The organism is Nocardioides ginkgobilobae, assembly GCF_054781275.1.
Genome location: NZ_BAAGUS010000001.1, coordinates 447,852 through 462,583 on the forward strand (window position 1 = coordinate 447,852; position 14,732 = coordinate 462,583).

Annotated in this window: 14 protein-coding genes; 8 read left to right on the forward strand and 6 right to left on the reverse strand. The window is 74.3% G+C overall.

Going from position 1 to position 14,732, the window contains the following annotated elements; all coding sequences use genetic code 11:
* Window positions 1–67: 67 nt before the first annotated feature.
* The 3 genes from otsB to ACYVID_RS02250 all read right to left on the reverse strand — a co-directional run bounded on the left by otsB (window position 68) and on the right by ACYVID_RS02250 (window position 1,798).
* Window positions 68–913 (reverse strand): trehalose-phosphatase, encoded by an 846-nt coding sequence (gene otsB / locus ACYVID_RS02240; protein ID WP_460733989.1) that lies wholly within the window; start codon window positions 911–913, stop codon window positions 68–70.
* A 65-nt stretch (window positions 914–978) separates the two neighbouring features.
* Window positions 979–1,494 (reverse strand): LytR C-terminal domain-containing protein, encoded by a 516-nt coding sequence (locus tag ACYVID_RS02245; RefSeq protein WP_460733991.1) that lies wholly within the window; start codon window positions 1,492–1,494, stop codon window positions 979–981.
* 4 nt (window positions 1,495–1,498) lie between these two features.
* On the reverse strand, window positions 1,499–1,798 hold the full coding sequence (locus tag ACYVID_RS02250; protein WP_300646061.1) for a DUF3263 domain-containing protein: 300 nt from the start codon (window positions 1,796–1,798) through the stop codon (window positions 1,499–1,501).
* Window positions 1,799–1,919: 121 nt separating this feature from the next.
* Here ACYVID_RS02250 and ACYVID_RS02255 point away from each other — a divergent pair, with 121 nt between their 5' ends.
* The 4 genes from ACYVID_RS02255 (at window position 1,920) to ACYVID_RS02270 (ending at window position 7,708) form a co-directional block, all read left to right on the forward strand.
* On the forward strand, window positions 1,920–2,987 hold the full coding sequence (locus ACYVID_RS02255; protein ID WP_460733994.1) for a Gfo/Idh/MocA family protein: 1,068 nt from the start codon (window positions 1,920–1,922) through the stop codon (window positions 2,985–2,987).
* Between the two features lie 360 nt (window positions 2,988–3,347).
* Complete coding sequence (locus ACYVID_RS02260; RefSeq protein WP_460733996.1) at window positions 3,348–4,769, forward strand: alpha,alpha-trehalose-phosphate synthase (UDP-forming); 1,422 nt, start codon at window positions 3,348–3,350, stop codon at window positions 4,767–4,769.
* A gap of 127 nt (window positions 4,770–4,896) precedes the next feature.
* On the forward strand, window positions 4,897–6,210 hold the full coding sequence (locus ACYVID_RS02265; RefSeq protein WP_460733998.1) for an alpha/beta fold hydrolase: 1,314 nt from the start codon (window positions 4,897–4,899) through the stop codon (window positions 6,208–6,210).
* Between the two features lie 208 nt (window positions 6,211–6,418).
* Window positions 6,419–7,708 (forward strand): aspartate aminotransferase family protein, encoded by a 1,290-nt coding sequence (locus tag ACYVID_RS02270; protein WP_460734000.1) that lies wholly within the window; start codon window positions 6,419–6,421, stop codon window positions 7,706–7,708.
* A 127-nt stretch (window positions 7,709–7,835) separates the two neighbouring features.
* Here ACYVID_RS02270 and ACYVID_RS02275 read toward each other — a convergent pair whose 3' ends face one another.
* Genes ACYVID_RS02275 through ACYVID_RS02285 form a run of 3 tightly spaced genes read right to left on the reverse strand, consistent with a single transcriptional unit; the run spans window position 7,836 to window position 10,170 of the window.
* Complete coding sequence (locus ACYVID_RS02275; protein WP_460734002.1) at window positions 7,836–8,759, reverse strand: carbohydrate kinase family protein; 924 nt, start codon at window positions 8,757–8,759, stop codon at window positions 7,836–7,838.
* Window positions 8,756–9,475, reverse strand: a complete 720-nt coding sequence (locus tag ACYVID_RS02280) for a class II aldolase/adducin family protein (RefSeq protein ID WP_460734004.1) — start codon at window positions 9,473–9,475, stop codon at window positions 8,756–8,758. Before ACYVID_RS02280 ends, ACYVID_RS02275 begins: the two co-directional genes overlap by 4 nt.
* Window positions 9,472–10,170, reverse strand: coding sequence for a TetR/AcrR family transcriptional regulator (locus tag ACYVID_RS02285; protein ID WP_460734006.1), 699 nt, complete (start codon window positions 10,168–10,170; stop codon window positions 9,472–9,474). The genes ACYVID_RS02280 and ACYVID_RS02285 overlap by 4 nt, the downstream gene beginning before the upstream one ends.
* A 90-nt stretch (window positions 10,171–10,260) precedes the next feature.
* On the opposite strand from ACYVID_RS02285, the gene ACYVID_RS02290 reads away from it, so the two are divergent.
* The 4 genes from ACYVID_RS02290 to ACYVID_RS02305 all read left to right on the forward strand — a co-directional run bounded on the left by ACYVID_RS02290 (window position 10,261) and on the right by ACYVID_RS02305 (window position 14,461).
* Entirely contained in the window at window positions 10,261–11,811 is a 1,551-nt protein-coding gene (locus ACYVID_RS02290) for a flavin monoamine oxidase family protein (protein ID WP_460734008.1), read from the forward strand.
* On the forward strand, window positions 11,808–12,884 hold the full coding sequence (locus ACYVID_RS02295; protein ID WP_460734010.1) for an NHL repeat-containing protein: 1,077 nt from the start codon (window positions 11,808–11,810) through the stop codon (window positions 12,882–12,884). Before ACYVID_RS02290 ends, ACYVID_RS02295 begins: the two co-directional genes overlap by 4 nt.
* A gap of 74 nt (window positions 12,885–12,958) precedes the next feature.
* Window positions 12,959–13,654, forward strand: a complete 696-nt coding sequence (locus ACYVID_RS02300; RefSeq protein ID WP_460734012.1) for a uracil-DNA glycosylase — start codon at window positions 12,959–12,961, stop codon at window positions 13,652–13,654.
* Between the two features lie 27 nt (window positions 13,655–13,681).
* Window positions 13,682–14,461, forward strand: a complete 780-nt coding sequence (locus ACYVID_RS02305) for a dioxygenase family protein (protein WP_300643998.1) — start codon at window positions 13,682–13,684, stop codon at window positions 14,459–14,461.
* The last annotated feature ends 271 nt before the right edge of the window (window positions 14,462–14,732 follow it).

The following is a 14,732-nucleotide window of genomic DNA, read 5'->3' on the forward strand; positions in this document are numbered from 1 at the left end:
AGCGGCTCCAGCACGACACGGCCCGTCCCCGCACGTCGGGGGGCGGGCCGTCGTACGTCGTGGGGGGTCAGGTGCGCGCGGCGCGGGCGTCCTCGGTGAGCCGGGCGAGCAGCCCCAGCACCCCATCCGGCCCGGGCACGACTAGGTCGGCGAGCTCCTGGAGCGCGGACTCCTCCTGCGAGGCCGAGCAGACGCGCAGGGTCGCGATGCCCTCCGCCGCGAGCTCGCCGAGCGCCTCGAAGGCCTGCAGGTCCCCGAGGTCGTCCCCGGCGAAGAGGAAGCCCCCGGCCTGGAGCTCCTCGGCGAGGGTCCGGACGGCGACGCCCTTGTGCATCCCCGGCGAGCGCACCTCGACCACGTTGCGGCCGGGCTCGACGACCAGGTCGTGCCGCTCGGCCAGCCCGGTCAGGGCGGGCAGGAGCGCCGCGAAGGCCTCCTCCGGCTGCGGCAGCCGCCGGGTGTGGACCGCGACCGCGAGCCCCTTGTCCTCGACGTACGCCGCGGACGCGTCGTGCTCGCGCAGCAGCCGTGGCAGCTCGCGCTCGAAGGTGGCCAGGCCGCGCGGCGGTCGCGGGGAGAGGATGCGGCGGCGGCTGGAGGACCACCGCTCGTTGCCGTACTGACCGAAGACGTGCAGCTCGCTGCCGGCCTCGGCCATCGCCGTGCCGACCTCCTCCAGGCCCCCGAGGTCGAGCACCTGGCGGGCGGGGCGGCCGGTGATCACCGCGACGGCGCGCACCTCGCGGGAGAGCGCGACGAGCACGTCGCGCGCTGCGGGGTGGATGTGCGCCCGCTCGGGATCGTCGACGATCGGCGACAGGGTCCCGTCGAAGTCCAGCCCGACGACGGTCGCGGCGGCGGCGCGGACGAGGGCGGCGTACCGCTGCTCACCCTCCGGCGAGGTCACGTCCATGGGGAGGAGTCCATCACGGCCCGACCCTCCCGGACGGGTGGTGACCACCGGTCGCGAGGAAGAGCTCAGTCCAGCTCGCCCGTGAGGATCAGCGTGAGCCGGTCCATCCGCATGGGGGCGACGGCCGCCGCGGTGCGGTCCACGCCGAGGTCGAGGGCGAGCATCTTCGCGGCCTGCTCGAGGCGGGGCGGGAAGTAGACGGTGGTGCTGGGGATCGTGCCGTACCAGTTGTCGGTGCCGACGACCTGCCAGCCGGCGCCGGTGGCGCGGGTGGCGACCCGGGAGGCCAGGCCGGTGACGGGAGAGTTGTTGTAGACCTCCACGATCACCTCGCCGCGCTCGACGGCGGGCTTGGGCTCCTCGGTCTTCCTCGACTTCGGCTTCGGCTTCGACGTCTCGGTGGGCGTGGCCGACGGGGTCGCGGCGTCGCGGGCGGCCGGGGTGATCTCGCGCTCGGTCGGCTCCCCGCCCCGGGTGGCGACGAAGGCGATGGCGGCCATCGCCACCGCGATGACCGAGAGCATCACCAGCGGGGAGGGCAGGACCACGCCCCGCTGGTCGCGTGCGCGGCGGGAGGCCACGGCCTCAGACCTCGAAGCCGAGACGGCGGGCGGAGCGCTGGCGCTGGCGTGCGGCGCGCAGCCGGCGCAGCCGGCGGACCAGCAGCGGGTCGGCCTCGAGCGCCTCGGGCCGGTCGATAAGCGCGTTGAGGACCTGGTAGTAGCGCGTCGAGCTCATGTCGAACTTCTCGCGGACCGCGGTCTCCTTGGCGCCGGCGTACTTCCACCACTGGCGCTCGAACTCCAGGATGTCGCGGTCGCGCTCCGACAGCGCGTCGGAGCCGGCGGGCGTCTCGAGGCTGGGTGCGTGGGCCTGTGGCTCCATGGCGACTTCTCCGCAGGTGGGGTCCGGTGGTCGTGCCCCACTGTAGAGCACGGAATCACACCTGTGTGATTAGACCGCCGCACACGCCGGGACCGGTCCTGACCGCCCGTAGGGTGCTGACGTGCCGACGCCCGCCCAGACCACTCCGCCGACCCCGTCCGCCGGCTCCCCGGAGCCGGTGCGCTGGGGCTTCCTGGCGACCGGGAAGATCGCCCGCTCGGTGGCCGCCGACCTGGCCCTGGTCCCCACCTCCCGACTGGTCGCCGTCGGTGCCCGCCGCCAGGAGTCCGCCGACGCGTTCGTCGCCGAGCACGCGCCGGGCGCCCGCGCCCACGGCTCGTACGCCGACCTGGTGACCGACCCCGACGTCGAGGTCGTCTACGTCGCCTCGCCCCACGCCCTGCACCTCGAGCACGCCCGGATGGCGATCGAGGCCGGCAAGCACGTGCTGTGCGAGAAGCCGCTGACCCTGGACCTCCCCACGGCCACCGAGATGGTCCGGCTGGCCCGCGAGCACGACGTCTTCCTCATGGAGGCGATGTGGACCGCCTGCCACCCGGTCGTCCTCGAGGTCCGCCGCCGCCTGCGGGCCGGCGAGCTCGGGACCCCGCGCCAGCTGCGCGCCGAGCTCGGCTTCGTCGTCGCCGCCGACCCCGACGACCGGCTGCTCGACCCCGCCCTGGGCGCCGGCGCCCTCCTCGACATGGGCATCTACCCCCTCACCCTGGCCCACCTCCTCCTCGGCGAGCCGGAGCAGCTGGTCGCCACCGCCTCCCTCTCCGAGCGCGGCGTCGACCTCGACGTCGCGATCGCCGGCCGCTACCCCGGCGGCGCCCTCGCCACCCTCTCGGCCTCCATGACCTCCTGGTCCGACCGCTCCGCCGCGCTCGCCACCGACCGCGGCCGCCTCGAGCTCCACGGCCAGTTCCACCACCCGGAGAAGGCCGTCTTCCGCCCCTTCCGCGCCGGCTCCACCAACGACGCCAGCGGCTACGACGAGCCGTTCGAGATCCACGGCGCCGAACCGGTGGTGGGCCGGGGCTACGCCCACGAGGTGGCCGAGGTCGACCGCTGCGTCCGCGCCGGCCTGCGCGAGAGCCCGCTGGTCCCCCACGCCCAGACGCTGGCCGTCATGGCCCAACTCGACGACGTACGCCGCCAGGTCGGCGTCACCTACGACGCGACCTGATCGGTCCCCGTCGCACCGGGGCCGACTCACCCTCGAACCAGGGCCGAGTCACCCTCGAACCAGGGCCGAGTCACCGAACCCCTGGACCGGGGAGGTGGGGCGCGCGGCGTGGCGGTCGGACGGGGCGCCCCCGGAGGAGCGTGGATGGGCCTGGCCCCCTTCTCGTGAGGGACGAACGAGAAGGGTGGTTGCGACGAAGGGGGCGCCCCGGGAGACCGACACGCCGCGCGCCCCACCGACAGCCACCCACCGACAGCCCACCCACCGACAGCCCCACGGACAGCCCACCCGGACCAACCCGCACCGGCGTACCGCGTTTCACCCGATCGGTGCCCCGGACCCCGGGCCTAGGGTGGGCCCGTGCCCTACGACCTCGTGATCGTCGCCAACCGGCTGCCGGTGGACCGGGTCGAGCTGGCCGACGGCACCAAGGGCTGGCGCACCTCGCCCGGTGGGCTGGTGACCGCGATCGAGCCGGTGATGCGCGCCAACCACGGCATCTGGATCGGCTGGCCCGGCGGCACCGACAGCGACCTGGAGCCCTTCGAGAGCGACGGCCTGGAGCTGGCGCCGATGTCGATGTCGGCGCAGGAGATCGAGGAGTTCTACGAGGGCTTCTCCAACGCCACCCTGTGGCCGCTCTACCACGACCTCGTGGCGAAGCCGGAGTTCCACCGGGAGTGGTGGGACTCCTACGTCCAGGTCAACCAGCGCTTCGCCGAGCGGGCCGCCGAGCTCGCCGCCGAGGGCGCGACGGTGTGGGTCCACGACTACCAGCTGCAGCTGGTGCCGCAGATGCTGCGCACGCTGCGGCCCGACCTGCGCATCGGGTTCTACCTCCACATCCCCTTCCCCCCGGCCGAGCTCTTCCAGCAGCTGCCGTGGCGCCGCCAGATCCTCGAGGGGCTGCTGGGCGCGGACCTGGTCGGCTTCCAGCTCGCCGGCGCGGCGCAGAACTTCGTGCGCCTGGTGCGCCAGCGCGTGGGCCACAAGACCCACCGCGACCTGGTCTACCTTCCCGACGGCCGCACCGTGCGGGCCGCGCCCTTCCCCATCTCCATCGACGCCCGCGGCTTCGAGGAGATGGCGCGCTCCGAGAGCGTGGTCGCGCGGGCCGCGGAGCTGCGCGAGGCGCTGGGCAACCCCCGCAAGGTCTTCCTGGGTGTCGACCGCCTCGACTACACCAAGGGCATCTACGCCCGGCTGCGCGCGTTCGCCGAGCTGATGGGCGAGGGGCACATCGACGTCGAGGACGCGGTCTTCGTGCAGGTGGCGGTGCCGAGCCGCGAGCAGGTCGAGCAGTACCGCCTGCTGCGCGACGAGATCGAGCGGCTGGTCGGCCGGATCAACGGCGACCACGGCCGGATCGGGCGCCCCGCCATCCACTACCTCCACTCCTCCTACCCGCGCGAGGAGATGGCGGCGATGTACGCCGCGGCCGACGTCATGGTCGTCACCCCCTACCGCGACGGCATGAACCTCGTGGCCAAGGAGTACGTCGCCTGCCGCTACCAGGACGACGGCGCCCTGGTCCTCTCGGAGTTCGCCGGCGCGGCCGACGAGCTGCGCCAGGCGTGGCTGGTCAACCCCCACGACATCAACGGCATGAAGTCGGCCCTGCTCGAGGCCTACCAGGCCGACGAGAAGGAGGTGACCCGCCGGATGCGCGCCATGCGCAAGCAGGTCACCCAGCACGACGTGCAGGCGTGGGCCGCCTCGTTCATGACCGGCCTCTCCGACGCCGGCGTGCACGACAAGGACGTCCGGACGTCGGGCTCCTGACCCTCCAGCCGCGTCGGGCTCCCGCCCCGGTCGGCCGCCGCGACGGCGTACGCCGCGACCTCATGTGACGGACGACCCGCGTAACCCGAAAGGGTGGGGAGTAGTTTTCACCGAGGAGGTGGATGTCGTGGATCGGATCCCGAAGCCCGACCAGGTGGTCAGCGCCGCGAGCAACGTGGCGCAGAAGGTGCTGTACGGCGGTCTCGCCGACCTGCGCCCGATGCCGCGCACCCTCATCGACGAGGGCGAGCTGCGCGAGGTCTACCACTACCGCCCCGTCGCGAAGGTCAAGGAGCAGGGCGACCCGGTCCTGCTCGTGACCCCGCTGGCCGCGCCGTCGATCTGCTACGACCTGCGCCGCGGCTGCTCGGTCGCCGAGCACCTGGTGACGAGCGGGCGACCGACGTACCTGGTGGAGTACGGCGAGGTCTCCTTCAAGAACCGCAACCTGGGCATGGAGCACTGGATCGAGGAGGTCGTCCCGACCGCGATCCGCGAGGTCTCCGCGCACGCCGGCGGTCGCCCCGTCCACGTCGTCGGGTGGAGCCTGGGCGGCATCTTCAGCCTGCTCACCACCGCCGACGGTCCGGACCTCCCGATCGCCTCGCTCACCGTCGTCGGCTCGCCGTTCGACGTCTCGCTGGTGCCGCTCGTGGCGCCGCTGCGCCCGCTGCTCAACCTCGGCCTGACCCTGGGCGGCGGCAAGGGCGCGATCACCCGGACCTACCAGCTCATGGGCGGCGCCCCGAAGCCGCTGGTCAAGTGGGCCTTCCAGCTCTCCTCGTTCCAGAAGCTGGTCACCAAGCCCCTCGCGGTGGCCACCCACCTCGACGACGCCGACTTCCTCGCGCAGATCGAGGCCGTGGACCGGTTCACCGAGAACATGATCGCCTACCCCGGTCGGACCTTCGGGCAGCTCTACCACCGCTTCGTGAAGGCCAACGCGCTCAAGGGCGGCACGTTCGAGCTCGACGACCGCACCATCGACATCGGCTCGATCAAGGTCCCGGTGCTGGTCTTCGCCGGTGCCACCGACGGGATCGCCCCCGTCGCCGCGGTCAAGGCGGTCACGCCCCTGCTCAAGGGCTCGCGCGAGGTGCGCTTCGAGATCGTCCCGGGCGGGCACCTCGGCATGCTCACCGGTCGCGCTGCGCGCGGGACGACCTGGACGGTCCTCGACGAATGGATCGACCAGTGGTCCACCGACGCGCAGGCCGAGGAGCCCGCGGGGACGACGAGCGCGACGAAGCGCCCCGCCAAGGCCGCCGCCAAGGCCAAGAGCACGAAGGCCAAGGGCACCAAGCCCAAGGCCGCCGGTGGGAGCAGCACGAAGGCCGCCGCCCCGCGCACGCCGGCGGACGAGGCCGCGAGCAAGGACGCCATCGGCGCCAACCCCTCGCGGCGCTACTCCTCGCAGGGCTCGCGCAGCCTGGCTCGCTGAGCCTCGACCCACCGGTGGTCGCCGGTCCGCTCCCGGTGCCGGGACGGAGCACCACGCCCCCGTGTCCGCCAGGCTCGTCCGAGTAGCCCGATCGGGTCATCCGGCGCCGTCCGCTCACCCGGCGCCCCGGGCCCGACCCCGGTCCTAGATTCGTGCCGCAGGGAGCCGGACGGCGCCCGCCGGGCACGGACACCTGGGGAGGGGTCGGATGGCCACGACGTCGAGCAGCTCGACGACGTCGACAGGGCCGGCCGACGAGACCGTGCACGGCGGGCGTGCGGCACCCGCGCGGGTGTCCCTGTCCGAGCCGGAGCGCCGACTCGTGGGGTTCGCGCTCGACCTGCTCGACGCGCCCGAGGGTGCTGCGGGGGAGGTCACCAGCGGCGGTGACGACGCGGCCCTGCGCGTCGTGCTCGCCGCGCGCGAGGCACGGCCCGGGCTGCATGCACCGAGCCTGGTGCTCCCGGACACCGGCGACCCGGCGTACCTCCGGGCGGCGCGGGCGCTGGGCGTGCGCGCCGTGGTCGTCCCGACCGACGGCGCGGCCCGGGCCCAGGTGGGGCCGATGGCCCACGCGATGGACGAGCAGACGGTGCTGGCGGTGGTCTCGGCGCCCTCGCCGGCGCTGGGCGTCGTGGACCCGGTGACCTGGATCGGCACGGCAGCGAGCGCCAAGCGGGTCCCGCTGCACGTCGACGCGCGCGCGGGCGGCTGGCTCCTGGCGTGCGGGGAGCGGCTGGGCCGGGTGGGTCCCACCTGGGGCTTCGCGGCCCCGGGCGTCACCTCGCTCGTGCTCGACCTGCCGCTGCAGCACGGGGCGACGACGCTGCTGCTGCAGCGCAGCGCGGTGCCCGTCGCGCCCTGTGCCCCGCACGGACCGGGTCTCGCGTCCGCGCCCCGCACGGTGCCCGGCGCCGCGGCCGCGTGGGCCGAGGTCGCCGCCCACGGCCTCGACGGGCACCTGCTCGCCGCGGGCTCCGTGCTCCGCGCGGTCGAGCTGCTGGCCGCCGCGGTGGACCCGCTCGCCGGCGTCCACCTGGCCGCCGAGCCGGAGGCCGGGGTCCTCGCGCTGTGGACCTCCGAGGGCTGCGACCCGTTCACGCTGGCCGAGCAGCTCACGCTGCTGGGGTGGTACGCCGAGGCGCAGCCGTCGTGGTCGGGTGGCCCGGCCACGGTCCGGCTGGTCGTGGACGTCGCCGCCGCGACCGAGCCGGAGCGGCTGGCGGGGATCCTCGAGCGGGCCGTCGCTGCCGCGCGTGCCCAGGGGCCGATCTCCGTGCCGACCCGGGTGCGCGAGCTCCTGCCCCGGCTGGACCCCGCCCGCCTCACCACCGGCGACGTGACGGTCCTGCTCGACGCCCTCGCCCTCGAGCCGCACACGGCCCCCGGCACCGCGCGCTTCGAGGCGCTGCTCGACCTCGCCGAGCCGGCGCTGCGGGCCGCCCTGCTGGCGCGGCTCGAGGACCTGCTGCGCCAGCCGGTCCGCGCGGGCCGCTGACCCCCTACTGCCCACTCGAGGTGGCCGAGCGGGCACATCTGTCCGAGGTCCTGCCCGTTCGGGGTGGCCGATCGGGCAGGTCGTCAGGAAGTCCTGCCTGCTCGACCTGGCACGTGGAGGCTGCAGGTCAGCGGGTGGGCCTCGTCGCCATGAACGCCTCGACGGCGGCCAGGTCGTAGGTGCCGGCGTCGGTCCCGAGGCCCGAGGCGACCTGGGCGGCGGTGGCGCACCCGAGACGGGCGCTGTCGGCCAGCGAGCGGCCCAGGGAGCGGCCGCGCAGGAAGCCGGCCGAGAACGCGTCGCCGCAGCCGGTGGTGTCGACCACGTCGACGGCGTACGCCGGGACCTCGACCACCTCGTCGGCGGTGACGACGAGCGCGCCGCGGGCGCCCTGCGTGACGGCGACGCAGCCGGCACCGGCCGCGACGAGGGCGCGGGCCCCCTCGGCCAGGTCGGTGGCGCCGGTGAAGCCGAGCACCTGCTCGTCGTTGGGCAGCAGGTAGTCGGCGTGCGGGAGGGCCTCGGCGATCCAGGCGAGCAGGTCGGGGTCGCCGGGGGCCAGCACGTCCAGGGACGTGGTGGCGCCCGCGGTGCGGGCGGCGGCCAGCACCTGCCCGGCGGCCTCGCCGCCGAGGAACTCCGGTCCGCCGAGGTGCACGTGGTCGGCCAGGTGCGCTGCCGGGTCGAGGTCGGCGACGGTGAAGGCGCCGTTGGCGCCGATGCAGTGCCAGGCGGGACGCTCGCCCGAGGGTCGCACCGGGATCACCGAGGCCGAGGTCTGGTGCTCCTGCTTGCGCACGAGTCCCGTGACGTCGACACCCTCCTCGGCCAGCAGCGTCAGCAGGGCCACCGCGGTCATGTCGTCCCCGACGGCGCCGTACGACGCCACGTCGGCGCCCAGGCGGGCCAGCACGAGCCCGGTGCCACCGGCGGTGCCGGCGGCGGACATCCGGATCGTCTCGACGAGCTGGCCGTCGGACCCCTCCGGGATGGACTCGACCCCGATGACGTGGGTATCCAGGACGTGCACCCCGACGACGCTGACCCTCATGCCCGACCTCCGTCGTCCGTGGCGGCGACCGTGCCGCTCCCGCTGCTGCTGGTGCTGCTGCTGGTGCTCCCGTAGCCGCTGGCCAGCGCGGCGAGCACGACCTCGTGCTGCTGCGCCTCGCTGAGCGTGCGGACCTCGCCGAGCGCGCTGGCCCGGTGGTGCAGGGCGCACAACCACTCCAGGAGCAGGGCCCGCTCGAGCGCCTGGTCGAGGCAGGCACCGACGACGACGGCCCCGTGGTTGGCCATGAGGGCGGCGCTGCGCCCGGCGAGCGCGGCACGGACGCCGGCAGCGAGCTCGGGGGTCCCGAAAGTGGCGTAGGGCGCGACGCGGACCGACCCGCCGAGCAGCAGCTGCTGGTAGTGGACGACGGGCAGCTCGTCGAGCACGCACGCGGCGGCCGTGGACCACGGGGCGTGCACGTGCACGACCGCGCCGGCGCCTGCGCCTGCGCCTGAACGAGCGTCGGCGTGCACGCCGAGGTGCAGCGGCAGCTCGGACGTCGGTGCGGGCGCCGCGGGGTCGAGCGGGGTGCCGTCGAGGCCCACCGCGACGACGTCGGCGGCGGTGCAGCGGGCGAGGTCGACGCCGGTCGCGGTGACCAGCAGGCGCTCGCCGTCGCGCACCGAGAGGTTGCCGCCGGTGCCGATGACCAGGCCCTCCTCGGCGGTGCGCCGGGCCGCGGCCGCGAGCAGCTCCTGCGGGGTCGGGGTCACGCGGGGACGCCTCGCAGTCCGTCCTCGGTGGCGTAGCGCTCGAGGTAGGCGGTCATCATCGTGATGCCCTCCTCGACGAGTGCGGTGTCGCCGTCGGGGTCGGACTCGTAGGCGAGCTGGAAGACCCGGTCGCCGACCTCGACGACCAGCGTGGCGGCGTCCAGCGTGAGGTCCTCGCGGCACAGCCCGCGCTCGAGGCCGAAGGCGCGCAGCGCGTCTGCGACGCGGACGTTGTGGGCGCGGCCGAAGCGGGCGACCGCGACGTTGGTGCGCCCGCGCAGGTAGATCTCCACGAAGGCCGGGCGCCGGCGGTAGACGGCCACGAAGGCCCCCATCACCGTGCGCACGACCGAGGCGATGCTCAGCACCTCGAGCGCGGCCAGGTCCTCGGCGACCTGGGCGTCCATCTCCCCCATGTCGCGACCGGCGAGGGCGAGCAGGACCGCTTCCTTGTCGCCGAAGTACTGGTAGAGCGAGGCCACCGGCACCCCCGCCTCCGCGGCGATGGCGCGGGTCGTCAACGCCTCGACCCCGTCGGCGAGCACCAGCCGCTCGGCGGCGTCGAGGATCGCCTCGACCCGACGACGGCTGCGTTGCTGGGTCGGCACCCGGCGTACCGAACCCGTGACGAGATCGGTCGCAGCGTCGTTGGCTGCAGCAGGATCCTCGTGCTCGGCGACACGTTCCACGGACATGGTGGGAAGTGTAGGGTACCCATCCTGAAACTGACACATGTTCACGTTCGACTCTGGGACCGACCTGGGGGTCGACCCGATCGGAGCACCATGGCACTGCACCTCCCGCCCCCGCCGTACGCCGGCGCGCAGCGGTCCACCGAGCGGCCCACCCTGACCCGACGCAGCGTCCTGGCCGCGGGCGCGACGACCGGCGGGCTGCTGCTCACCGCCGGGGCGGCCGAGGCCGCGCGCGACCGGTCCGCCTCCCCCGCCGGTCGCCAGGGCCGGCTGCCGCGCACGGTCGACGTCGTCGTGGTGGGTGCGGGCATCTCCGGGCTCGTCGCGACCCGCGACCTGCTGGCCCGCGGGCTGGACGTGCTGTGCGTCGAGGCCCGCGACCGGGTCGGCGGACGGGTGCTCAACCACGAGCTGCGCGCCGGCGGCGTGATCGAGGCAGGCGGCGCCTTCGTGGGGCCGACCCAGGGCCGGATCACCGCGCTGGCCGAGGAGCTGGGGGTGCGGACCTTCCTGCAGCACAACGAGGGGAACAGCGTCTACATCTCCTCGCTGACCGGCCGCCAGGAGTACGCCGGCACCGTGCCGCCGGACCCCACCATCCTCCCCGACGCCGCCGTGCTGCTGACGCGGATCGACATGATGGCCGCCGAGGTCGACGTGAGCGCCCCGTGGTCGCACCCGAGCGCCCGGGAGTGGGACGCGATGAGCCTCGGGGAGTTCATCCGTCGCAACGCCCTCAACGCCGAGGGCGTGGGCAACCTGATCAAGGCCTGGACCCAGCCCGGCTTCGGCGCCGACCCCGACGAGCTCTCCCTGCTCTTCGTGCTCTGGTACGTCGCGTGCTCGGGCGACGAGCAGAACGTCGGCACCTTCTCGCGCAACTCCGACACCGCGAACGGTGCGCAGGAGCGACGCTTCGTCGGCGGCTCCCAGCTCGTCCCGCTGCGACTGGCCCGGCGCCTCGGGGACGCGGTCGCCCTCGACGCGGCCGTCCGGCAGGTCACCCAGGTCGACGGCGGGGTGCTCATGCGCACCACGCGCGGGACGGTCCGGGCGAAGCGGGTCGTCGTGGCCGCCCCGCCGCCGATGGTGCTCGACATCGACTGGTTCCCGCGGCTGCCGACCCGGCGCCTGCAGCTGCTGCGGCACATGGACATGGGGCAGCTGATGAAGTGCGACGCGGTCTACGAGACGCCGTTCTGGCGCGAGGACGGCCTCAACGGCTTCGGCATCAGCGACTCCGGCGCGGCCCGCGCGGTCTTCGACAACTCGCCGGCCTCCGGGTCCCCCGGCGTGCTGCTGGCCTTCGTCGGCGGCTCGACGTGGCGCGAGTTCGGCGTGCTGTCGCGCAGGGCGCGGCGCGAAGCGGTGCTGCAGGGCTTCGCCGCGATGTTCGGCGAACGTGCGCTCTCCCCCGTGGAGTACACCGAGCAGGACTGGACCGAGGAGCGGTGGACCGGCGGTGGTCCCACGGCGATCCACGCGCCGGGCACGCTGACCGACTTCGGTCCGGCGATCCGACAAGTCTTCGGGCGGGTCCACTGGGCCGGCACCGAGACCTCGACGTACTGGTCGGGCTACATGGACGGCGCCGTCCGCGCCGGCGAGCGCGCCGCGGTCGAGGTCGGTGAGCGGCTGTGAGGCGGCTGCTCGGCGCGGCCGCGGCCGCCCTCCTGGCCGTCGTGCTCGTGCCGCCCGCCCCGCTCGCGGCGGCCGAGGCGTCGAACGCCGCCGGCGCGGGCTCGGACAGGGCCTCGGTCGCCAAGTGGACCACCACGGTCTTCGCGCGGGTCCCGTCGCCGGGTGCGCCGGCGTACGTCCACGCCCACACCAACGGCCGCGTCTACGCCGGCACGTACGCCGCCCCGGACGGGCAGGCCTCGAAGGTCTTCGAGTGGACCAGGGACGGCACGCTCCTGCGGTCGTGGCCCGTGCCTGGCCAGGACCTCGCCGGCGAGCACGGCGTCCAGGTCGCCGCCCAGACCCGCACGGGCCGGCTGGTGGTCCTCGACACCACGACCTCCCGCGTGCTGACCCTCGACGTGCGCACCGGGCGCTTCCGCACGGTCGCCACGCTCCCCGCCGGGTCGGTCCCCAACTACGCGACCTGGGGCCCCGGCGGGCTCTACGTCACGGACTACGGCGACGGCGTCGTGTGGCGCGTGGCGCGCGGCGGCGAGGTGACCGAGTGGCTGCGCGACCCGGTGCTGGACGGCGTGGCCGGCTTCGGCACGACCGGCATCCGCTACCTGCCCGAGGACCGGACCTTCCTGCTCACCCAGCAGACGCTGTCGACCGGCGCGGCGCTGCCCACCAACGGCGCGCTCCTGCGCGTGCCGCTCGAGGGCCGCGACCCCGGTGCGGTCGAGGTGCTGTGGACCTCGCAGCCGACCGACCTGCCCGACGGCTTCGGCATCGGCCGTCGCACGGGGCACGTGTACGTCGCGATGGTCGGGCCGACCAACCGGATCGCCGAGATCGACCCGGAGACCGGCGAGGAGGTCGACTCCTTCCCGGCCGCCCCGCTGACCGGCGAGAACGGCTCGGAGATCCCCTTCGACTCCCCCTGCAACGCCACCTTCCTGGGCAAGGCTGTGCTCGTGGCCAACCAGTCGGCCGTCGCGGGCGACGCCTCGCACCACGCCGTGCTGCGGGTCTTCGTCGGGGAGCGGGGCGTGCCGCCGTACCTCCCCCGGCGCGCGACCTTCCGCTGACCCGGTCTGGGGTGCCGAGCCGGCGCATCCTTCCGGAAGAACGTGCCGGCTCGGCGGTGGGTAGGTTCGGGGCCGTGGCAGCGCTGAGCGGACTCGTGGAGAAGGGACTCATGGCCCCGGACTGGGCCGAGGCGCTGGCCCCGGTCGAGGAGCAGGTGGCCGCGATGGGGCGGTTCCTGCGCGAGGAGCTGGCCGCCGGGCGCACCTACCTGCCCGCCGGGGAGAACGTCTTCCGCGCCTTCCGCCGACCCCTGTCCCAGGTGAAGGTGCTGGTCGTCGGGCAGGACCCCTACCCCACGCCCGGGCACCCGATCGGCCTCTCCTTCGCCGTCGAGCGCGACGTGTGGCCGCTGCCGCGCAGCCTGGTCAACATCTACACCGAGCTGCGCGACGACCTCGGCATCGTGCCGCCGCGCCACGGGGACCTGACCGCCTGGGCCGACGCCGGCGTCATGCTCCTCAACCGCGCGCTCACCGTCTCCCCCGGCCTGCCGGCCTCCCACCGCGGCAAGGGCTGGGAGCCGATCACCTCGGCGGCCATCGAGGCCCTCGTACGACGCCACGAGGCGGGCCACCCGCTGGCGGCGATCCTCTGGGGCCGCGACGCACAGTCGTTGCGGCCCGTCCTCGGCGACGTGCCCTGCGTGGAGTCGGTCCACCCCTCCCCGCTCTCGGCGCACCGGGGGTTCTTCGGGTCCAGGCCGTTCTCCCGGGTCGACGCGATGCTGCGCGAGCAGGGCGGCGAGCCCGTCGACTGGACCCTGGAATAAAGTTGTAGAGACAAGCATTATGGGGGCATGAGCACCATGCCCGCCCTCTACATCGGCCACGGGGCCCCGCCGCTCCTCGACGACCCGGTCTGGTCCGGGCAGCTCCGGGCCTGGGCCGGCAAGCTGCCCCGCCCCACCGCGATCCTCATCGTCAGCGCCCACTGGGAGTCGGCACCGGTGTCGCTGTCCGCCAGTGGCGCACCCCTCGTCTACGACTTCGGCGGGTTCGCACCCAAGTACTACGCCGAGCAGTACGCCACCCCCGACGCCAGCGCGCTCGCCGCGCGGGTCGCGGCGATGATGCCGAGCACCGAGCCGGTGCACCAGCACGGCTCGCGCGGCCTGGACCACGGAGCCTGGGTGCCGCTGAAGATCATGTACCCCGACGCCGACATCCCCGTCCTGCAGATGTCGCTGCCCACGCACGACCCCGAGCGGCTACTGCGGCTCGGCGAGCGGTTGCGCCCGCTGCGCGAGGAGGGCGTCCTCGTGGTCGGCTCCGGGTTCCTCACGCACGGGCTGCCCTACCTGCGGGAGTTCCGGATCGAGGCGGCAGCCCCCGGCTGGTCCAGCGACTTCGACGCCTGGGCCGGCGAGGCGCTCGCCCGCGGCGACGTCGACGAGCTCGCGGCCTACACCTCGCGCGCCCCCGGCATGCCCTACGCCCACCCCACGGTCGAGCACTACAGCCCGCTCTTCGTGACGCTCGGTGCCGCGACCGACCCGGGCACGGCGCCCGAGCAGGTCATCGGCGCGGACGGGGAGTTCTGGATGGGGCTGTCCAAGCGCTCCTTCCAGGTCGCCTGAGCCTGGATCCACCGATGGTCGCCGTCGCGAGCGGCACTAGGTGGGTGGCCTGGCAAGGCGCCCGACGCGAAGGCCTGCTGGATGCCCGTCGAGCGTCGGCAACGCAGCCAGGGCGCCCAACTGGTGTCGCGCAGCAGGCGAGAATCGGTGGATTCTCAATGACTTTGTCAAGGCGTTGCGGGCAGTTCCTTCCTTGACGGCGGGGCGGCCTCGAAGGGTCGGTTGTCACGCAGCAGTGCCCATAGGACGTCGACGCGGCGGCGTGCCAGGC